Source organism: Cupriavidus sp. GW823-FHT07A04, assembly GCF_058794615.1.
Window position 1 is genome coordinate 65,478 of sequence record NZ_JBXAHA010000011.1, and the last position, 20,123, is coordinate 85,600.

General features: G+C 67.0%; 19 protein-coding genes. 11 read left to right on the top strand and 8 right to left on the bottom strand.

Going from position 1 to position 20,123, the window contains the following annotated elements; all coding sequences use genetic code 11:
• Positions 1–53: 53 nt before the first annotated feature.
• Positions 54–710, bottom strand: coding sequence for an oligoribonuclease (gene orn / locus AC1Q7Q_RS19875; RefSeq protein WP_492375434.1), 657 nt, complete (start codon positions 708–710; stop codon positions 54–56).
• 195 nt (positions 711–905) lie between these two features.
• Here orn and AC1Q7Q_RS19880 point away from each other — a divergent pair, with 195 nt between their 5' ends.
• Genes AC1Q7Q_RS19880 through AC1Q7Q_RS19890 form a run of 3 tightly spaced genes read left to right on the top strand, consistent with a single transcriptional unit; the run spans position 906 to position 3,541 of the window.
• Positions 906–2,153 (top strand): M48 family metallopeptidase, encoded by a 1,248-nt coding sequence (locus AC1Q7Q_RS19880; protein ID WP_492375435.1) that lies wholly within the window; start codon positions 906–908, stop codon positions 2,151–2,153.
• Positions 2,150–3,178 (top strand): ribosome small subunit-dependent GTPase A, encoded by a 1,029-nt coding sequence (gene rsgA, locus AC1Q7Q_RS19885; RefSeq protein WP_043348197.1) that lies wholly within the window; start codon positions 2,150–2,152, stop codon positions 3,176–3,178. The genes AC1Q7Q_RS19880 and rsgA overlap by 4 nt, the downstream gene beginning before the upstream one ends.
• A 54-nt stretch (positions 3,179–3,232) precedes the next feature.
• Positions 3,233–3,541, top strand: a complete 309-nt coding sequence (locus AC1Q7Q_RS19890; RefSeq protein ID WP_150990815.1) for a putative signal transducing protein — start codon at positions 3,233–3,235, stop codon at positions 3,539–3,541.
• Between the two features lie 66 nt (positions 3,542–3,607).
• On the opposite strand, the gene AC1Q7Q_RS19895 is transcribed toward AC1Q7Q_RS19890, so the two are convergent.
• Positions 3,608–4,600, bottom strand: a complete 993-nt coding sequence (locus AC1Q7Q_RS19895) for a CobD/CbiB family protein (RefSeq protein ID WP_253931787.1) — start codon at positions 4,598–4,600, stop codon at positions 3,608–3,610.
• 164 nt (positions 4,601–4,764) lie between these two features.
• A complete protein-coding gene (locus tag AC1Q7Q_RS19900; RefSeq protein WP_492375436.1) occupies positions 4,765–5,463 on the bottom strand; it encodes a pirin family protein in 699 nt (232 codons plus the stop codon).
• A gap of 150 nt (positions 5,464–5,613) precedes the next feature.
• Between AC1Q7Q_RS19900 and AC1Q7Q_RS19905 the strand changes: the two genes are divergently transcribed.
• Together AC1Q7Q_RS19905 and gluQRS are read left to right on the top strand one after the other, a co-directional pair.
• The gene (locus AC1Q7Q_RS19905) at positions 5,614–6,537 is read left to right on the top strand and encodes a LysR family transcriptional regulator (protein WP_309403664.1); all 924 of its coding nucleotides are present in this window, start codon (positions 5,614–5,616) and stop codon (positions 6,535–6,537) included.
• A 49-nt stretch (positions 6,538–6,586) separates the two neighbouring features.
• Positions 6,587–7,519 carry a tRNA glutamyl-Q(34) synthetase GluQRS gene (gene gluQRS / locus AC1Q7Q_RS19910; protein ID WP_492375437.1) on the top strand — a complete coding sequence of 311 codons (933 nt, stop codon included), beginning with the start codon at positions 6,587–6,589 and terminating at the stop codon, positions 7,517–7,519.
• A gap of 97 nt (positions 7,520–7,616) precedes the next feature.
• Here the strand turns inward: gluQRS and AC1Q7Q_RS19915 are convergent, their stop codons facing one another.
• On the bottom strand, positions 7,617–9,107 hold the full coding sequence (locus tag AC1Q7Q_RS19915) for a DEAD/DEAH box helicase (RefSeq protein ID WP_492375438.1): 1,491 nt from the start codon (positions 9,105–9,107) through the stop codon (positions 7,617–7,619).
• Between the two features lie 482 nt (positions 9,108–9,589).
• Between AC1Q7Q_RS19915 and AC1Q7Q_RS19920 the strand changes: the two genes are divergently transcribed.
• The 3 genes from AC1Q7Q_RS19920 to AC1Q7Q_RS19930 all read left to right on the top strand — a co-directional run bounded on the left by AC1Q7Q_RS19920 (position 9,590) and on the right by AC1Q7Q_RS19930 (position 12,852).
• The gene (locus tag AC1Q7Q_RS19920) at positions 9,590–10,288 is read left to right on the top strand and encodes a PspA/IM30 family protein (RefSeq protein WP_492375439.1); all 699 of its coding nucleotides are present in this window, start codon (positions 9,590–9,592) and stop codon (positions 10,286–10,288) included.
• A 63-nt stretch (positions 10,289–10,351) separates the two neighbouring features.
• Entirely contained in the window at positions 10,352–11,011 is a 660-nt protein-coding gene (locus AC1Q7Q_RS19925; RefSeq protein ID WP_492375440.1) for a YqiJ family protein, read from the top strand.
• A gap of 65 nt (positions 11,012–11,076) precedes the next feature.
• Positions 11,077–12,852: a flotillin family protein gene (locus AC1Q7Q_RS19930; RefSeq protein WP_492375441.1), complete on the top strand. Its 1,776-nt coding sequence runs from the start codon at positions 11,077–11,079 to the stop codon at positions 12,850–12,852.
• A gap of 133 nt (positions 12,853–12,985) precedes the next feature.
• Here the strand turns inward: AC1Q7Q_RS19930 and AC1Q7Q_RS19935 are convergent, their stop codons facing one another.
• A complete protein-coding gene (locus AC1Q7Q_RS19935) occupies positions 12,986–13,963 on the bottom strand; it encodes a Bug family tripartite tricarboxylate transporter substrate binding protein (RefSeq protein ID WP_492375442.1) in 978 nt (325 codons plus the stop codon).
• A gap of 107 nt (positions 13,964–14,070) precedes the next feature.
• On the opposite strand from AC1Q7Q_RS19935, the gene AC1Q7Q_RS19940 reads away from it, so the two are divergent.
• Entirely contained in the window at positions 14,071–15,033 is a 963-nt protein-coding gene (locus tag AC1Q7Q_RS19940; RefSeq protein WP_492375443.1) for a LysR family transcriptional regulator, read from the top strand.
• A 109-nt stretch (positions 15,034–15,142) separates the two neighbouring features.
• On the opposite strand, the gene AC1Q7Q_RS19945 is transcribed toward AC1Q7Q_RS19940, so the two are convergent.
• Positions 15,143–16,141 (bottom strand): Bug family tripartite tricarboxylate transporter substrate binding protein, encoded by a 999-nt coding sequence (locus AC1Q7Q_RS19945; protein WP_492375444.1) that lies wholly within the window; start codon positions 16,139–16,141, stop codon positions 15,143–15,145.
• A gap of 174 nt (positions 16,142–16,315) precedes the next feature.
• A complete protein-coding gene (locus AC1Q7Q_RS19950; RefSeq protein WP_492375445.1) occupies positions 16,316–17,962 on the bottom strand; it encodes an acyl CoA:acetate/3-ketoacid CoA transferase in 1,647 nt (548 codons plus the stop codon).
• 196 nt (positions 17,963–18,158) lie between these two features.
• Here AC1Q7Q_RS19950 and AC1Q7Q_RS19955 point away from each other — a divergent pair, with 196 nt between their 5' ends.
• The gene (locus AC1Q7Q_RS19955; protein ID WP_492375446.1) at positions 18,159–18,953 is read left to right on the top strand and encodes an IclR family transcriptional regulator domain-containing protein; all 795 of its coding nucleotides are present in this window, start codon (positions 18,159–18,161) and stop codon (positions 18,951–18,953) included.
• Between the two features lie 107 nt (positions 18,954–19,060).
• Complete coding sequence (locus AC1Q7Q_RS19960; RefSeq protein ID WP_492375447.1) at positions 19,061–19,603, top strand: GNAT family N-acetyltransferase; 543 nt, start codon at positions 19,061–19,063, stop codon at positions 19,601–19,603.
• Between the two features lie 7 nt (positions 19,604–19,610).
• On the opposite strand, the gene AC1Q7Q_RS19965 is transcribed toward AC1Q7Q_RS19960, so the two are convergent.
• Positions 19,611–20,033, bottom strand: a complete 423-nt coding sequence (locus tag AC1Q7Q_RS19965; protein ID WP_492375448.1) for a hypothetical protein — start codon at positions 20,031–20,033, stop codon at positions 19,611–19,613.
• Positions 20,034–20,123: the final 90 nt, after the last annotated feature.

Sequence of the window (20,123 nt, forward strand, 5' to 3'; positions counted from 1 at the left end):
TAAGCCAAAGCGCCCCGCAGGGCGCCTTGGCAGTGACATGGGAGGAGAAAAAATCAGGCGGCCGGGGTGTCCGGCGTTGCGCTCGCTTCGGCCTCGGCCGCGGCTGCAGGTGCTGCCGCCGGTGCCGACTGGCGGATGAAGTGGGTGCGGTAGTAGCGCAGCTCTTCCACGGACTCCAGGATATCGGCCAGCGCGGTGTGCAGCTGGCGCTTGATGAAGCCCTTGTGGATGGCCGGCTCCCAGCGCTTGCACAGCTCCTTGAGCGTGGAGACGTCGAGATTGCGATAGTGGAAGAACGCCTCCAGCTTGGGCATGTAGCGTGCCATGAAGCGGCGGTCCTGGCAGATCGAGTTGCCGCACATGGGCGACTTGCCGGCAGGCACCCAGCGCTTGAGGAAGGCCAGCAGCTCGACCTCGGCCTGGGCTTCGGTCAGGGTCGAGGCCTTGACCTTGTCGATCAGGCCCGAGCGGCCGTGGGTGCCCTTGTTCCAGTTGTCCATGCCATCGAGCACGGCGTCTTCCTGATGGATCACCAGCACCGGGCCTTCGGCCAGGATGTTGAGTTCGGAGTCCGTCACGACGATGGCGATCTCGATGATGCGGTCCGTGTCGGGCATCAGGCCGGTCATCTCCATGTCCAGCCAGATCAGGTTGTTTTCGCTCTTGACGGATTTGACGCCGCTGGGGACGTGGGTATTTTGGCTGGTCATCTGGACTGCAATCGAAAGAGAAGCAAAAGGGGGCGCGCCCGCGCTCCGGATCAGGAACACGGGGCAGCGGGCACGAACAACTTATAATTCTCGCATATCCGCCGCCGCCGCCGGTTCCAACGCGCTCGGAAACCCGCTTCGGCGGTCCGGCCGCCACCGCGTACGCCAAGGCTTCACACGACAAGGCTCTGCCCGATGTTCACGTTTCTGTTCCTAGCCGCCCTGATGCTGATGGTGCTGACCAAGCTCTGGCTGGCCGCCCGCCAGGTGCGCCATGTGGCGCAACACCGTCATGCGGTGCCTGCCCGCTTTGCCGACACCATTACGCTGTCGTCCCACCAGAAGGCGGCCGACTACACCATCGCCCGCACCCGGCTGTCGATGCTGGAAGTGCTGGCTGGCGCAGCGCTGTTGATCGTGCTGACCATGCTGGGCGGGCTGCAGTGGATCAACCAGTTCTGGATCGACACCTTCGGCCCGGGCTACGCCTACAGCGTGGCGCTGATCGCCAGCGTGGCCGTGATCGGGGGCCTGGTCGACCTGCCCTTCTCGCTCTACGGGCAGTTCGGCATCGAGCAGCGCTTTGGCTTTAACCGCATGGGCTGGAAGCTCTACCTGGCCGATATGCTCAAGATGACCGCCATTGGCTGCGTGCTAGGCCTGCCCTTGCTGCTCGCCGTGCTGTGGCTGATGGCACATATGGGCGAGTACTGGTGGGCCTGGACCTGGCTGACGTGGATCGCCTTCACCATCTTTGTGCAGATGATTGCCCCGTCGGTGATCATGCCGCTGTTCAACCGCTTCGAGCCGCTGGCCAATGCCTCGCTGGAAGCCCGCATCACGCGCCTGCTGCAGAAATGCGGCTTCCGCAGCCGCGGCCTGTTCGTGATGGACGGCAGCAAGCGCAGCGCGCACGGCAATGCCTACTTCACCGGGTTCGGCGCGGCCAAGCGCATCGTTTTCTTCGACACGCTGATGGAGCGCCTTGCCGATGACGAGATCGAAGCGGTGCTGGCGCATGAGCTTGGCCACTTCAAGCGGCGCCACATCCTCAAGGGCATGCTGGTCAGCTTTGCGCTGAGCCTGGTCTTCCTCGCCGCGCTGGGCTGGCTTTCCAGCCGCACGTGGTTCTACACCGGGCTGGGCGTGCTGCCCAACCTCGGCACCACCAATCACGCCCTTGCCCTCGTGCTGTTCTTCCTGACCTTGCCGGTATTCACCTTCCTGCTCGGCCCCCTGGCCAGCCAGACCTCGCGCCGCCATGAATTCGAGGCGGATGCGTTTGCGGCCGGCCAGACCGATGCCGGCCACCTGGTCTCTGCCCTCGTCAAGCTCTACAAGGACAATGCCTCTACCTTGACCCCCGACCCGATCTACAGCGCCTTCTACTACTCGCACCCACCGGCAGCACAGCGGATCGACCGCCTGCTGGCGCACGCATGAGCCGCGCCGCCAGCCGGGGAGGCCCGCAGCGCGCCCCAAGCCCTGCCAAAGCCAATGCCAATGGCGCCGCCGCCGAGGAGGCGCTGATCGTCGCCGCGCACGGGCGCCACTATGTGATCGAGCTGGACGACGGCAGCCGCCTGCACGGCTTCCCGCGCGGCAAGCGCAGCGAATGCGCGGTCGGCGACCGCGTCACCATCGAGCGCGCCGCGTCCGACCAGTGCGTGATCACCGGCTTCAAGCCGCGCAAGAACCTGCTGCATCGCTCGGACCAGTTCAAGTCCAAGCTGCTGGCCGCCAATATCGACCAGGTAGTGATCGTGCTGGCGACCGAGCCGGGCTTCTCGGAAGACCTGCTGGGCCGCGCGCTGGTGTCCGCCGAAGCACTGGGCATCCGCCCGCTGATCATCCTCAACAAGATCGACCTGACCGAGCGGCTGGAAGAAGCGCGCGGCCGCCTGGCGCTGTACCGCGGGCTTGGCTACGAGACGCTGTTCCTGTCGGTGCACGGATCGCCGGACGATACGCTGGCGCAGTTGCGCCCGCAGCTGGCGCACCGCGCCAGCATCCTGATCGGCCAGTCGGGCATGGGCAAGTCCTCCCTGCTGAACCTGCTGATCCCGGGCGTGGAAGCACAAACCCGGGAAATCTCCGCCAAGCTGGATTCGGGCAAGCACACCACCACCTTCACCCGCCTCTACCACCTGCCCGCCAGCGTGGATGGCGAGGCCGATGGCGTGGATAGCGCGGATGGCGCAGATCCTCAAGCGCGCCAGCGTGGCTGCCTGATCGATTCGCCGGGTTTCCAGGAGTTCGGCCTGCACCACCTGAGCGAAGGCATGCTGGAGCGCGCGTTCCCTGAATTCCGCCCACGCCTGACCGAGTGCCGCTTCTACAATTGCCACCACATCAACGAACCCGGCTGCGGTGTACTGGCGTCGATGAAGGCCGGCGAGATCTCCGGCCGGCGCCACCAGCTCTACACGCAGCTGCTGCACGAATCCCGCCAGCAAAAGCCGTGGTAAGGTAATCGGGCGCACCGCCTGCAGGCAAACGGGCATGCAGCGCACCCGATCCCGATGAAACTACTGCTATCGACCCCTTCCCTCGTCCATGCCGCGCACTGCCAGAACGTGCTGGAAGCCGCCGGCATCCGCGCCGACCTGCGCAATACGTGGCTGGCTGGCGCCATGGGCGACATCCCGTTTCGCGAAAGCGCGCCCCAGGTCTGGCTGATCGACGATGAACGGGAGGCCGAGGCCTGGGAGGTATTGCACGCCGCCGCCAATCCGGCGCCGGGGCCGCGGTGGGCCTGCGTGTCCTGCGGGGAATGGCACGATGCGCAGTTCGGCTCGTGCTGGCAATGCGGCGCGCCGCGGCAACCCTGAAAGTGAAACGCCCGCGGCAAGCGCGGGCGTCGATGGTCAACGGTCAACGGATACAGCGGGGTTGGCTCAGCCCACCCAGAGCGCCAGCGACAACATCGCCAGCAGCAGCATCCACAGCACGACGGCACGCCACACCAGGCCGATGGCCGATTGCAGCGTACGCACGTTGGGCTCCACCCCGAATTCCGGCGCGACCGCCTCGGGCTCGCTATCGTCTTCCATGCCCGGTGCATAGTCCACCGCCGGGCCGGCCAGGCTGGTGCGCAGCACCACGGCAGTACTCTCTTCGGCCAGAGGCACCCCCAGGCGCACGCCAAGCGCGCCGCCGCCGCTGGCAAGCAGGATGCCGTTGACGGCATCGTTCCACTTGCGCGCATGGTTGCGCCACGCATAGACCGCATCCTCGAAATTGCCAACGATGGCAAAGCCGACCGAGGTCAGCCGCGAGGGAATCCAGTCCAGCAGGTAGAAGGCACGCGCGGCAAAGCGGCCCAGCGCGGGGCTGCGCTCCGTGGAGGGGATATTCCAGTGGCGCGCGAGGTACTCGGCGATGCGGTACAAGACCACGCCGCCCGGGCCGATCGGCACCAGGAACCAGAAGAACACCCCGAACACATGCCGGTGCACTGCCACGATGGCGGCTTCCAGGGTATGCCGCACGATTTCCGTGACCGGCATTTCGATGGTTTCGAGACCGGTCCACTGGTGCAGCAGCGCGCGGGCGCGCGGCAGGTCATCGCGGTTGAGCGCCTCGTGGATATCGGTGAAGAAGTGACTGAACTGCCGGAAACCCAGGGTGAGGTAGAGCAGCAGGACATTCCACGCCAGCGTGAGCGCCACGCTGATGGAGGCCAGCAGGTAGTGCACCACCATGGCGGTCAGCGTGAGCGGCAGCACCACCGTGAACCAGGCCAGCGCGGTATCGCGCGGGCGCCCGGTGTCAAAGGCATGCTCGGCGCGCTCGGCAAGAACGCGCACGATGTCGTAGATCGGATTGTTGCGGCCCAGGGCGCGGAACTGCTCGGCGATCAGCGCGAGGAGAACGGATACAAATGTCATCTCTGGTCTGGGTGTCGATGGCCAGGGCGCATCAGGCGGCGCGTGTGCCGGGCTGATCGCTTATCTTATCTATAGCGAGACGATAGCATACGGCAAACCCGCCCAGACAAAGCGCCGCTGCCCGCCGGCAAAGCGGGCGGGCTGCGGGCTGCCGAAGCAACGCCTCAGGGCAGGTCAAACACCAGCACTTCGGCACCATCGCCGTGCGCCAGGGTCACGGCCTCGGCGCCTTCGAGCTGTGCGGCATCGCCCGCTTCCAGCGCCTTGCCATTGACGGTGACGCGGCCACGCGCCACATGCACATAGGCCTTGCGCTTGGGCGCCAGCGCCAGCGTGGCGGACTCGTCTGCGTCAAACAAGCCGGCATACAGGCGCATGTCCTGATGGATCACCACCGAGCCCTCGGCGCCGTCGCGGCTGCCCACCAGGCGCAGCCGGCCGCGCTTGTCGGCCGCCGGAAAGTGCTTTTCCTCGTAGCCGGGCTCAAGGTCGGACTTCTCCGGCAGGATCCAGATCTGCAGGAAGTGCGTGGTGTCGTGTGCGGCGTGGTTGTACTCCGAGTGCCGCACGCCGGTGCCCGCGCTCATGCGCTGCACGTCGCCGGGGCGGATCACGCTGCCGTTGCCCATGCTGTCCTTGTGGGCCAGCTCGCCTTCCAGCACATAGCTGATGATTTCCATGTCGCGGTGGCCATGGGTGCCAAAACCCATGCCCGGCGCTACACGGTCTTCGTTGATGACGCGCAGCGGCCCGAACTGCACGTGCTTGGGATCGTAGTAGTCCGCGAAGGAAAACGTATGGTATGACTTGAGCCAGCCATGATCGGCATAACCACGTTCACCCGCCTTTCTGATTTCAATCATTTTGACGGCCCTCCTTCAGGCCACATCGGCGCAGGAGCTGGGTTTATCCTAGTCCTGGCCTTGCGCAACGTTTCGATGCTAGGCAGTTTAGGGTGGCAGGCGTATATTTGGCGGACCGATCTTAGAAGCATTCATTCAGAAATTCTGAACATGGCACTCTCTCTCGAATCCCTGGAAGTTCTTGACGCCATCGAGCGCAAGGGCAGCTTTGCCGCCGCCGCGCACGAGATGGGCAAAGTGCCCTCCGCGCTCACCTATGTGGTGCGCAAGCTGGAGGAAGACCTGGACGTGCTGCTATTCGACCGACGCCGCCACCGCGCCGAGCTCACGCCCGCCGGGCGCGCCTTGCTGGACGAAGGCCGCCACCTGCTGCACGCCGCCGACGACCTGGCCCGCCGCGTCAAGCGGCTGGCCACCGGCTGGGAAGCCACCCTGACCATCGTGGTCGACGACCTGATCAATTTCCGCGCCCTGCTGCCGGTCATCCAGGACTTCTATGCCGAGAACGATGCCACCCGGCTGCGCTTTGCCAAGGAAGTGCTGGGCGGCGCGTGGGATGCACTGGTCAGCAGCCGCGCCGACCTGGTGATCGGCGGCGCCTACGATGCGCCGAGCACCCAGGGCTTCCAGGTGCGCCCGCTGGGTTCCATGCCCTTTGTCTTCGCGGTGGCCGCGCATCATCCGCTGGCGACCGAGCCCGGCCCGCTGACCACCCTGCAGATTGCCAAGCACCGCATCGTGGCCGTGGGCGATACCTCGCGCAACCTGCCCGCCCGCACCCATGGCGTGCTCGCCGGGCAGGACGTGCTGGTGGTGCCCACCATGCGCGACAAGCTCGAAGCCCAGATCCGCGGCCTGGGCTGCGGCTGGCTGCCGGCGCCCATGGCGCAGCCCTTTATCGAAAGCGGCGTGCTGCAGGCACGCGAGACCCTGGAGGTACGCGCCCCCGGCAATTTCAAGGTAGCCTGGCGCACCAGCACGCGCGGCAAGGCGCTGCAATGGTGGGCCAACAAGCTGGACGACCCGCGCCTGGCGCAAGCCCTGCTCCAGCAGCAGCCGGGCCAGCCTGACTAAGCACCAGACCCATCGCCGGACCCATCACCGCCTAACACCTGCTTTCGTCATGCCTACCCGCCCTAGCCCGGCGCCCAGCTACCGGGGCCGCTTTGCGCCCTCCCCCACCGGCCCGTTGCACATGGGCTCGCTGGTCACCGCGCTGGCCAGCTGGCTCGACGCACGCGCCCATCTAGGCAGCTGGCTGGTGCGCATCGAGGACATCGACTATCCGCGCTGCGTGCGCGGCGCGGACCAGCAGATCCTGCGCGCCCTGGCGCGGCTCGGCCTGCATCCGGACGAGCCGCCGCAATGGCAGAGCCGGCGCGAAGCGCTGTACGCCGAAGCGCTGCGCCAGCTCGATGCCGACCATCGGACTTATCCCTGTGGATGCTCGCGCAAGGAAATCGCCGACTCGCTGCTGCATGCGCGTGAGCGCCACCAGACACTCGGGTATCCCGGCACCTGCCGCGACGGCCTGCATGGCAAGCTGCCCCGCGCCTGGCGGGTGCGGGTGCCAGACGGCGACGCCGCGCTGATCTGCTTCGACGACCGCTGGCAAGGCCGGCAATGCCAGGACCTCGCGACCGAGCTCGGCGACTTCGTGCTGCGCCGCGCCGATGGCTTGTGGGCTTACCAGCTAGCGGTAGTGGTCGACGATGGCCACCAGGGCATCACGCATATCGTGCGCGGCGCCGACCTGCTCGACTCCACGCCGCGGCAGATCCACCTGCAGCATCTGCTGGGGCTGCCCACGCCGTCGTACCTGCACGTGCCGGTGGTGACCAACGCGCTGGGCGAGAAGCTCAGCAAGCAAAGCGGCGCGCAGGCCATCGACGACCTCGATCCGCTGGCGGCACTGCGCACGGCCGGCGCGCACCTGGGACTGGCGAGCGCGGCGCAATCGGTGGAGAGCTGGCTGAGCGATGCCACTGCCGGCTGGGCGGCCTTGCTGGAACGCCTGCCCGCCCAGGCGCACGGCGAAGCGACGACGCCCCCCTGAATGGCATGAGGCCCAAAACAAGACAGGCGCCCGAAGGCGCCTGTCTTGCTGGCTGCGGCGGCAGCGATCCGCTACGCGCGGTGCCGCTCCGTGGCGCTCAGGACTTGCGCGGCACGCCGCCCAGCAGCGCCGCCAGCTGCCGCTTGGGCGCCGGACGGCCGCGGCCAAAGGCGGCGGCATTGTTGTCCGTCACGTCGGGCTGCGCGGCAATCGCCGCGGCGCTCGGCTCGTAGGGACGCGAGAAGAAGGAATCGTCGGAGGGGCGGAACGTGTTGCGCGAGCTGGCCGGATCGTTGCGGCGCGCACGCGGCTCCTCGCCGTCGCCATTGGCGCGCGGGCGGCGCATTTCGGTGCGGGCACGGCGGCGGTCATTCTCGTCTGCGCGGGCGCCGGCGCCGGTGGGGTCGAACCCCACCAGCGCGGTACGCGGCAGGCTGCGCTTGAGCAGCTTCTCGATATCAACCAGCAGGCGCTCATCGGCCGGCACGTAGATCGACAGGGCATCGCCACTGGCGCCGGCACGGCCGGTACGGCCGATGCGGTGGATGTAGTCTTCGGCGCTGAACGGCAGGTCGAAGTTGATCACGCAGGGCATGTCGGGAATGTCGAGGCCGCGCGCCGCCACGTCGGTGGCGACCAGCGCATCGATATTGCCTTGCTTGAAGCCATCCAGCGTCTGCATGCGCTCGGTCTGGGTCTTGTCGCCGTGGATGGCGGCGGCGTTGATGCCTTCGCGCTCCAGGTGGCGCGCCAGGCGCGAGCAGCCGATCTTGCTGTTGACGAAGACGATGCACTGGCGCGACAGGCCTTCGGCAGCGCGCGTCTTCAGCAGGTGCACCACGGCGGCCTGCTTGTGGCCGTCTTCGACCTGGAACACGGTCTGGCGCACGTTCTCGTTGGCCGAGTTGCTGCGCGCCACTTCGATGGTGACCGGCTGGTGCAGGTAGCTGGCGGCCAGCCGCTTGATTTCGTTCGAGAAGGTGGCCGAGAACAGCAGCGTCTGGCGCTGTGCCGGCAGCAGGTTGATGATGCGCTGCAGGTCGGGCAGGAAACCCATGTCGAGCATGCGGTCGGCCTCGTCCAGCACCAGCATCTGCACTTGCGACAGGTTCACCGATTTTTGCTGCACGTGGTCGAGCAGCCGGCCCGGGGTTGCCACCAGGATTTCCACGCCGCGGCGCAGGGCTTCGGTCTGCGGGTTCATGTCCACGCCGCCGAACACCACCGTGCTGCGCAGGTCCGTGAAGCGCGCGTAGCGGGCCACGTTGTCGTAGACCTGGTCGGCCAGTTCGCGGGTGGGGGTGAGCATCAGGGCGCGCACCGGATGGCGGGCCGGCGAGGCGCTGGCGCTGGCCAGCGGCAAGAGGCGCTGGATGATCGGCAGCGCAAAGCCGGCGGTCTTGCCGGTGCCGGTCTGGGCCGCGCCCATCACGTCCTTGCCCAGCAGCACCACGGGAATCGCCTGCTCCTGGATGGGAGTGGGCTTGGTGTAGCCCTGCTCGGACAGCGCACGCTGGATGCGCGCATCCAGCCCGAAGCTGTCGAAGGTGATCTCGGGGGTGGTCTGGTCAGTGGTCGTAGTCGTCATGGTTTCCGTGTCTTGCAGGAGGCGAACCCGGCGCCAACGGACACGCGTCTTGAACCGAGCGGGGGAGATCTGCGCATGGATTTAGGGGCCGGCCGCGTGGGGCGCGCTGTGTTGCCGCACGCCACTGCAAGCCGTCGTCTGTCCGTGCCTCTGCGGGCAATTCCGCCGCGCGATCAATAGCTCATGTAAATCAAAGACTTAGATTGTAGCATTAGCGGCCCATTTAAGGGTAGTGCGGGTGTGGCGGCTACGCCAGTTTCGGCGCCGCGGACTTCAACTTTATGTCACCGGGCGCGTGCTCGCCGTGTTGCGGTCAAGTCGCGGCCGGCCTACGAGTCCGCCGAACTGGACGCCGGCGCCCCGTAAATGTTAAAAATAACAAAAACGATTAATAGCGCACGAAAAACCACCTAATATCCCAATTTTTCGTGTTGCCATCGCCGCCTGGGCGGCGTCTTATCGATTTGCCGAGGAAACACACCATGACGACAGAAGGCCTGGGTAACCGTGTGAAACGACTGCTGACCGCCAATGTGCACGCACTGGTCAGCTCACTGGAGGCGCGCACGCCGCAAGCCGTGCTCGAGCAGTACCTGCGCGAGTTTGACGAGGTGATCGCGCAGGCGCGGGTCGGGCTGGGCCAGCACGAGGCCGCCAAGCATCAGGCCGCCAAGGCCATCGCGCGGCTCAACAACGAGATCGAGCGGCTCGACGAACAAGTCACGGTGGCGCTCCACCACGGCGACGACGCCGCGGCGCGCGCGGGCACCGAGCGCCAGATCGACCTCGAGGACCAGCTCGGCACGCTCAACGGCAGCCTGCAGGAAGCCGTTGAAAAATCCGAGGCGGCCGAAGCCGACCTGCTTGGCCTGCGCGCCAAGCGCGCCGAGATGGAGCAGGCGCTGGCCGGCATGGTGGCCGCGCGCGCAGCCGCCGAGCGCGCGGGCGCGGGCGCCGGCGTTGGCGCCGCGCCAGGCACCAGCGCCGGCGCGCGTGCCGAACAACTCGAGCAAGGCTTCAACCGCGCCATGACCGGCGCCACCGGCGTGGCCGGGCTCGGCGCCGGCAGCTCCAGCGCCGATGCCTCCTTGCTCAAGCGGCTGGAGACACTGCACAAGGAACAGCGCATCAACGAGCGCCTCGAGCGCCTGAAGGCCGCACGCGGCGCGGCGCGCTCCTGAGCGCCGCACACCAAACACCGGCTCCGCCGATCCCGACCGCTTCAGCACAATAAGAAAGCCGAAATGAATCAGCTGTTATTGCCGGGCAATGCCCCGTTCGTGGTGGCGATTGGCTTGATGGTAGTCATCGGCGTGCTGGAGGCGCTGGCCCTGCTGCTTGGCCTCGCCCTGTCGCAGCAGGCCGACAGCTTCCTGGTCACGCATTTCGCGCTGGACCACACCGCCGCCAGCGCGGCCGATGCTAGCGCCATCGGCCAGTTTCTCGGCTGGCTGCACGTGGGCCGCGTGCCGCTGCTGATGCTGATTGTGCTGTTCCTGATGGGCTTTGCCATCGTCGGCCTGATCCTCCAATGGGTGATCGCTGCCGTGGCCGGCCACCTGCTGCCCGTGTCGCTCGCGGTGGTGCTCGCCACGCTGGGCGCCCTGCCCTTCGTGCGCGCCACCGGCGGCGTGGTGGGTCGCTATTTTCCGCAGGATGAATCCTCCGCCATCTCCGAACTCGACTTCGTCGGGCGCGTTGCCCAGGTCACGCTCGGCGAGGCCTCGGCCGGCAATCCGGCGCAAGCGCGCCTGGTGGATGAGTATGGCCAGGCCCACTACCTGCGCGTCGAGCCGGACGAGCCTGGCCAGCGTTTTCCGCGCGGCGAAACCGTACTGATCGTCGCGCGCACCTCCGGCACCTTGTATCGCGCCATCGTCAACCCGCGGCCCGATCTGCTGTAGGCCACACGCGGACGCAAGCCGTCCGCGGTATTTTTTCCAAGTTCCAAGGGAGCATCAGAACCAATATGGATTCCATCATCTTCTGGGGTGTCATCGGCCTGGCCGGCGTACTCGGCCTGTGCATCATCGGCTTGATCTTCTCGCGCCTGTACACGCGCGCATCGGCCGAGCGCGCCTTCGTGCGTACCGGGCTGGGCGGGCAAAAGGTGATCATGAGCGGCGGCGCCATCGTGCTGCCGGTGTTCCATGAAATCATCCCGATCAACATGAACACGCTCAAGCTGGAGGTCAGCCGTGCCTCACGCGACAGCCTGATCACCAAGGACCGCATGCGCGTGGATGTGGTGGTGGCGTTCTTCGTGCGCGTCAAACCCACCGTGGAAGGCGTGTCCACCGCCGCGCAAACGCTGGGCCAGCGCACGCTGGCGCCGGAGAGCCTGCGCGCGCTGGTGGACGACAAGTTCGTCGACGCGCTGCGCTCCACCGCGGCGCAGATGAGCATGCAGGACCTGCAGGATGCGCGCGAGCAATTCGTGCAGGGCGTGCAGAACACCGTGGCCGAAGACCTGACCAAGAACGGGCTGGAACTGGAGAGCGTGTCGCTCACCAACTTCAACCAGACCTCGAAGGAGTTCTTCGACCCCAACAACGCCTTCGATGCCGAGGGCCTGACCAAGCTCACGCAGGAAACCGAGCGCCGCCGCAAGGAACGCAACGAAGTCGAGCAGGACACCGAGGTCTCCGTGCGCGAGAAGAACCGCGACGCGCTGGCCAAGAAGCTGGAGATCGAGCAGCAGGAATCGTTCATGAAGCTCGAGCAGGAACAGCAGGTGAAGACCCGCACCGCCGAGCAGAACGCGCGCATCGCGTCCTACGAGGCCGAGCGCAAGCAGGAGGCCGAGCAAAGCCGCATCACCGCCGAGCGCCAGGTGCAGGAGTCCGAGATCCAGCGCGAGCAGGCCGTGCGCACGCGCAAGGTCGAAGCCGAGCGCGACGTGCGGGTCAAGGAAATCGAGCAGCAGCGCGTCACCCAGATGGCGGCCATCGAGCAGGCCAAGGTGACGGAAATCGCCGAACAGGAAAAGGCCATCGTGATCGCCGCCAAATCGGAAGCGCAATCGCAGGCGCAGGGGCGCGCCAACGAGGCGCTGGCTGAAGCGGTCAAGGCCGAGCAGATGGTGGAGACCACACGGCGCACCGCTGAAGCCGACCGGGCCAAGCAGGTGGCCCTGATCGAGGCCGCGCAGGAGGCCGAGACCCAGGCGGTGCACGTCACCACGCAGGCGCGCGCCGAGCGCGAGGCAGCGCAGATGCAGGCCACCGCCATCGTCGAACTGGCCGAGGCCGCACGCAAGAAGGGCCTGGCCGAAGCCGAGGCGCAGCGCGCGCTCAACGACGCCATCAACGCGCTGTCGTCGGACCAGACCAGCCTGAAGTTCAAGCTGGCGCTGCTGCAGGCGCTGCCGGGCGTGATCCAGCAGAGCGTGGAGCCGATGAAGGCGATCGATGGCATCAAGATCATCCAGGTCGACGGCCTCAACCGCGGCGGCGCGGCGCCAGCCGGCAGCGCAGGCAACGGTGGCGGCAATGGAAATGGCAACGGCAATCTCGCGGAGCAGGCGATGTCCGCCGCGCTGTCCTACCGCGCGCATGCGCCGCTGATCGATTCGTTGCTCAAGGAAGTGGGCTTGGCCGGCGGCTCGCTGCAGGGCCTGGTTCCCAGCCTCGCGGCCGCGCAAGCGGCATCGCACACGGACGACGCGCAGGTCTTGCCGCTGAAGCACGCCAGCCATGCCGCCAACGCGCCGGAGATCGAACCGGGAAGCAACGCCAGCAACTGACGGCTGGCCGACCGGCGAATAGGCTAATGGGCTAATGGGCTAATGGGCTAAGAGGCTAAGAGGCTAAGAGGCTTACCGGCCAAGCGAGGGGCCGCATACATTCACTGCATGCGGCCCTTTTTTCCATTGCGGCTTAATCCAGTTTCGCGCCCGACTCCGCCACCAGCGTCTTCCACACCGGCCATTCCCGCGCAAAGATGGCTTGCGACTGGGCAGGCGTGCTGCCCACCGGGCGCAGGCCCAGCGCGGCGAAACGCGCCTGCATGTCCGGCGCCTGGATCAGCGCGCGCACCTCTTCATCCAGCTTCGCCACCACCGGCGCGGGCGTGCCGACCGGCGCCAGCAACCCAATCCAGCCCAACACCTTGAACGCGTTGTCGTCCATGCCCGCCTCGGCGAAGGTCGGCAGGTCCGGCAGCACCGGGCTGCGCTGCGTGCCCGTCACCGCGATGGCCTTGAGCTTGCCGCTCTGGATGTAAGGCTTGGCCGACAGCACGCTGGCCACGGCCCACTGCACCTGGCCGCCAAGCAGGTCCTGCAGCATGGGGGCCTCGCCCTTGTACGGCACGTGCACCATATCGCCATGCGTGACCTTGCTGAAATACGCGCCGGCGAGGTGCGGATACGAGCCGACACCCCAGGAGGCATAGCTGACCTTTCCCTTGTGAGCGCGGCCGTAGTCGGCCAACTCCTTGACTGACTTGACCGGCAGCGATGGCGTGGTGACCAGCACCAGCGGCGCATCGGCGATCACGTTGACCAGCGTCAGGTCCTTGCGCGGATCGTAGGGCAGCCGGTTGTAGAGGAACTGGTTGGTCAGCACGGACTGCGTGATCGTGACCAGCAGCGTGTAGCCGTCCGGCGCCGCCTTGGCCACCGCGTCCGTGCCGATGATCCCGGAGGCGCCGGCCTTGTTGTCCACGATGATGGGCTGGCCGAGCTTCTTGCTCAGCTTCTCGCCCAGCGCGCGCGCCACGATATCGCTGCCGCCGCCGGCCGCATAGGGCACCACCACGCGCACCGGCTTGGCCGGGTAAGCATCAGCCATGGCGTGGGAAGTCATCAGGGAAGTGCCGCCAAGGGCAAGCGCAAGCAAAGCGCGTCGAACCATGCCTAGTCTCCAGAAATCTTCTTTTATTGGTCGGGACATGCTTACCGACTTGAGAAAATACGTCCAATGCAATATTTTTCAGTTTTCCATGCATAAAAAACAAAATCATGGGCCTGCGCCGCCTGCATCATTTCGTCACCCTGATCGAGCAAGGCAGCTTTGCCCGCGCCGCCACCGCGCTGCACCTGTCGCAACCGGCGCTCTCGCGCAGCATCCAGGGCCTGGAAGACGAGTTCGGCAGCCAGCTGCTGGACCGCAGCTACGGCAAGGCGCGCCCCACGGCCTCCGGCAGCATCGTGCTGGAGCGGGCGCGCCGCATGCTGCGCGAAGGCCGCGAGCTGCGGCGCGACCTGGAACTGCTGCGCGACGTGGAGATGGGCGAAGTGAGCGTAGGCTTTGGCCCGTTTGCCGCGGCCATCCTGATGGAGCCCGTGCTGACGGCGCTGCTGGCGCGCTATCCCAAGCTGCGAATCGACATCGAGATCGCGGACACGCCTTCGATGGTGCAAAAGCTCAAGGCCGAGCAGCTGGATTTTTTTGTGGGCGAGAGCCAGAGCCTGAAGGATGAAGCGCAGTTGCGGATCGACCGCCTGCGCTCGCTGGAGACCAGCTTCTTCGTGCGCAGCGGCCATGCGCTGGCCGCGCGCGGGGCGGCCGCGCTGACCGGCCTGCTGGCGTTTCCCGTGGCCGGCCCGCGCATCCCGGCGCGGGTGGCGGACTTCTTTCGCGAGCGCATCCGCGCGGAGGCTGGCGAGGGCGCGCGCGAGTTGCTCACGGTGACCTGCGACGACATGCACACGCTGCGCACGCTGATCCTCAACACCGACGCCATCGGCCTGGTGCCCAGGGCCATGATGACCGCGGAGCAAGCCAGCGGCGCGCTCGTGGCCCTGCAGGTCACGCCGCCAATCGATCTCAAGGCCGCGTATGGGCTGGTCTCGCTCGCCGGGCGCTCGCTGTCGCCGGCGGCGCAGGCGCTGGTCGGCCTGGTTCACCAGATCCTGCCGGGGCCGCCCGCGATGCACGACAAGCTGCCTCTGCCCGGCCTGTCCGACTTGCCCGCCTCGTAGCCGCCCAAAGCGGAGCAAAAAAGAATAAGGGCCGGACACCCCGTGTGTCCGGCCCTTCTCCACTACCGATCCAATCCTGGCCGGCAACGTTCGATGGCACCTGCCAGACTCAGTCGCTCTTGATGCCGTTGTCCTGGATCACCTTGCCCCACTTCTTGTAGTCGTTGCGCATGCGCGATGCCAGTTGTTCCGGCGGCTGGTAGGCAGCGACCGTGCCCGCGCCGAGCATCTTTTCCTGCACCACGGGATCGGCCAGCGCCGCCTTCAGCTCGGCCGACAACCTGGCGATCACATCCTTGGGCGTGCCGGCGGGGGCCAGCAGGCCGCCCCAGGCGGTGGCCTCGAAACCGGGGAATCCCTGCTCCGCCACCGTCTTCACATCGGGCGTGAAGCTCACGCGCTTGGCCGAGCCCACGGCGATGGGACGCAGCTTGCCGGCCTTGATGTGCGGCAGCGCCGCGATCATGTCGGAGAACATCATCGGCACCTGGCCGGCCAGCAGATCGGAGATCGCCGGCGCGCTGCCTTTGTAGGGCACGTGCTGCACGTCGAAATGCCCAGTGCTCTTGAGTAGTTCGGTGGACAGATGGCCAAAGCTGCCATTGCCGGCGCTGGTGTAGTTGAGCGCGCCAGGCTTGGCCTTGGCGCGGGCGATGTATTGCTGCAGGTCGGTCACGTCGGGCATGGCCTGCGGGTTGACCACCATGACAATGGGCAGGTCGTAGGCGGAACCGATCGGCGTGAAATCCTTGAAGATGTCGTAGCCCTTGCGGCTGATCAGGTGCGGCGCCAGCAGCGTGGGCGTGGCCAGCACCATCAGCGTGTAGCCATCCGGCGCGCTCTTGGCGACGGCTTCCGCGCCGATCGTGCCGGAAGCGCCTGGCCGGTTGTCCACCACCACCGTCTGCTTGAGCGATTCGCCCATCTTCTGGCCGATGATGCGCGCGGCGGTATCGGTCGGGCCGCCCGGCGGGAACGGCACCACCAGGCGGATTGGCTTGAACGGATAGGCTTGCGCGAAGGCCTGCGGCGCGCACAGCGGCAGCGAAACGCCCAGGATGGCCGCACCCAGGCGGCGCGAGAAAATACGACGGCTTGTCTTCTGCATGATGAGTATGAAACGTAATCCAGCAATGACGCGTGCCGGCTTGACAGCCCGCGCGCGCGTCGGCGATCCAGCAACACTAACGGGAAAGACAGGACAAAGCTTCGATGGCCTCCTCCATGACCGGTCATGGCCGGTCGTTTGTTATCGGGCGGCGGCGCGGCGCGCCTCAGAGCTTCAGAGCTTCAATGGACCTGAGCGGAACAATCGCGCATCCATGGTGCGCAGGTCGGGCGCCACGGTGACCGCGGTGGCGCACTGGTCCAGCACATCGCGCTGCAGGTCGATGCCCGGCGCGATCTCGATCAGGGTCAGGTGCTCCGCGCCGATGGCGTCGGGGCGCATCTCAAAGACCGCACGCTCGGTGATGTAGAGCACGGGGATGCCGAGCGAAGCCACATAAGGGCCGTTGAAACTCAGGTGCGAGACCTGCGGCACGATCTTTTTCACGCGGCCTTCGCGCGCGATGCGCAGGGCGCCGTTCTCGGCGCGCACCTCCAGGCCACCGGCGGTGAGCGTGCCGACGAAGACCACGGCCTTGGCGCTCTGCGTGATGTTGATAAAGCCGCCGACGCCGGCGATCAGCGCTTCAGCGCCTTCGCCAAACTTGCTGACGTTGACGTTGCCGTGCCCGTCCAGCTCGGCCAGCCCGAGGATGGCGAGATCGATGCCGCCGCCCTCATAGAAATCGAACTGCGCCGGCTGGTCGACGATCGCTTCCGGATAGGCGGATGCGCCAAAGCTGAGGCCATCCGCGGGCGTGCCGCCGATCGGGCCGGCTTCCACCGTGAGCGTGAAGCCGTCAACGCCGGCCTCCACCGCCAGCATGCCGACGGCGGCGGGCATGCCAACCCCGAGGTTGACCACGCGCGGCTGCCTGCGCGCCAGCTCCAGCACCGCGCGCCGCTGCACGATGGTGCGGGCATCAAGCACCGGGGGCACTGCCGGCACCGCTGGCGCCGGTGCGCTGGTGACGTTGACAGTGCCGGCAGCTTCTCCTTGCCACGGCGTCACGTAGGCCGGATTGAACTGCTCCGCGAACGTCATCTGGTGATGCGCCGGGTTCTCGCTCACCACCACGTAGTCGACCAGGATGCCGGGCACGTGGATGGCCTGCAGGTTGTCGTGGTGATCCACCAGCGACTCCACCTGCGCGATCACGATACCGCCGGAGTTGTGCGCCGCCTGCGCCATCGCCAGCAGTTCGTGGTGAAAGGCCTCGCGGTGCGTGCTCAGGTTGCCGCGCGTATCGGCGGCGGTGCAGCGGATCAGCGCGCAGTGGATCGGGAAGCTCGGATAGAACAGGTATTCGTCACCGCGAAAATCGACCGCCTCGACCCAGTTCGCGCGGCCCTCGGCAATTGCCGCCTGCGCGCTGCGGTTGATGGCGCCACCGTGGTAGCGGCTGTCCTGCGCGGTGCGCGGATCCACGAACGTGTGCAGGCCGATCTTGGTCAGCACGCCGGGCTTGCCGCCGGCGATGGCACGGTACAGGTGGGTCAGCACGCCCTGCGGCAGGTTGTAGCCCTCGCACGCCTCGGCCATGGCAAGCGAGGCCAGGCGCGTGGCGGAGCGCCAGTGCCCGCCCACGATGCGCCCGGTCATGCCCGCGTTGTCGAAGTGGTTCACGCCGCGCGCGCCGCGGTCGCCCTGCCCCGCCGAATACACCAGCGTCAGGTCGCGCGGCATGCCGGCGTCCAGGAAACGGCGCTCGAGTGCGTCCGTTACCGCCTCGGCATGGCCGGCGCCCACGAAACCGGCGCTGGCCACGGTCCACCGGGATTGCACGAGCGCAGCCGCCTGCTGCGCGCTGATGACCTTCATGGCTGTCTCCATCGTGTTCTTCTCGGCGCGGCGTGCGGCGTGCTGCCTGCACGCATTGCGCCGGACCGCACTCCGCGCTGCACACCACATATTCCGCGAACATTTGTTCGCAAAACACCTATCATACGTAGTCATGCCGACATCGCGCAAGTGCGTTCAGCGCACTAAAATCACCCTGTTTCCGTCTCCTCACGCTATGAACAGCCCCGACACGCCCCTGGCCAACCCGCAGAAAAAGGAAGAACTGCTCGATTCGCTGACCAATGGCCTGGCGCTGCTGCGCCTGTTCGCCTCCGGCGCGGGGAGCCTCACCATGCAGGACGTGGCGGAACAGCTCGACGTGACCCGCGCCGCGGCGCGGCGGCTGCTGCTGACCCTGCAACACAATGGCTATGTCGCGCAGGACGGCCGGGACTTTTCCATCACCCCGCGCGTGATGGACCTGGGCTACGCGTACTTTGCATCGATGAACCTGCCGCAACTGGCCGCGCCCTACCTCAAGGCGCTCTCCGAGCAGACGGGGGAAACCTGCTCGCTGGGCGTGCTGGACGGTGAATCGGTGGCGCTGGTGGCGCGCGAAGAGCCACCGCAGATCCTGCGCGTCGACATGGGCGTGGGGCGGCGCATGCCGGCCTACGCCCACTCGCTCGGCCGCGTGCTGCTGGCCGGGCTGGACGACAAGGCGCTCGAGGCTTACCTTGCCACCGCGCAGCTACGCAAGCTCACCCCGTTCACGGTCAGCTCGCGCACGGCACTGGCGCGCACGCTCAAGCAAGTGCGCGGCGACGGCTACTGCACGCTGATCAGCGAACTGGTGGACGGCTTCGCCGGCATCTCGGTGCCGGTGCGCGCCGAGTCCGGCAAGGTGGTGGCGGGACTGGGCCTGAGCATGGTGCTGGGCAGCCGTGGCGCGGCGCACCTGGAGCAGCACTACCTGCCGGCGCTCAAGCACGCCGCGGGTGAGCTTGAGGCGCTGCTGCGCCGGCGTTGAGGGCATCGGCGCCCGGGCGGCGCATCAGCAATGCACAACCAGGGCGGGACGCCTAGAATGGGAAACGGGTCAAGGCCGGCACGCACCGCACTTGAAAGCATCACCGCATGACTATCAGACCGCTCGACTGGGCGCGTGACGGCGCCGGCATCCTCAAGCTCGACACCACCTACGAGACCGATCGCATCTACGCGGTCAAAAGCGGCCCGCTGGGCATCTGGCTCGTGGAGCAGGTGCTGGGCCAGCCCGTGCTCAACCACTACGACCCGTCCGGCTTCGAGCAGGATTGCGCCAAGGCCGACCACGCGCTGGTGTTCGAGAGCGCAAGCGGCGACATCGGCGGCTTTGCCGCCGTCAGGCTCGAAGCCTGGAACCGGTCCGCGCTGCTGAGCGCCATCATCGTCGCGCCCGCGTTCCGCGGCACCGGCATCGGCCGCGTGCTGCTGGGGGAAATCAACCGCCTGCTGCTAGCAACGCCGGCCCGCTGCCTGCGCGCCGAAACGCAAAACACCAACTACCCGGCCATCGGCTTTTACCGCGCGCTGGGATTCTCGCTGTGCGGGCTGGACTGGGACCTCTATGACCCTGACACCGCCGGCACCGAGACCGCGCTGATCTTCACGCGGCCGGTGGTGCGCAAGTCTGGCTAGCCATCCGCTAGCCGGCTCCCTCCTGCGCATGGCAAAAGCCGATCCATGCATGCAGCACGCCAGCATGCGCGAAGGAGCCAACGCCGAACAGCACGGCAATCGCCGCGCTCCACGGCGCCGTCGCCACCACGGGCGCGGCCGCGTCGACCGTGCCCGCCATCGGCGCCACCATCTCCGGCAGCACGCCCGTGCCCCAGCCCAGGACCAGGAACATGGCGCAGCCCGACGACATGCCGGCGCACGAATACCGCAGCGCCAGTGCCACGCGTCCGGTGAAGGCGGCATGCCGGTGCAGGTGGTTGATGCGCAGGATCGCCACGGCATTGGCTGCCGCCACGATCCCCATCAGCGACGGCCAGAAGAACGGATGATCGCTGCGCGCGTCCCGCATCAGCAGCACGCCGATGGTGAGGAAGGTAGGCGCAGCCAAGGTCGCCACGCTCCATGACAACACTTGCCACGCCCACCACGGGTGGCGCCATTGCAGCCGGCGCGCGCGCGGGAACGCCCCCGCCAGGCG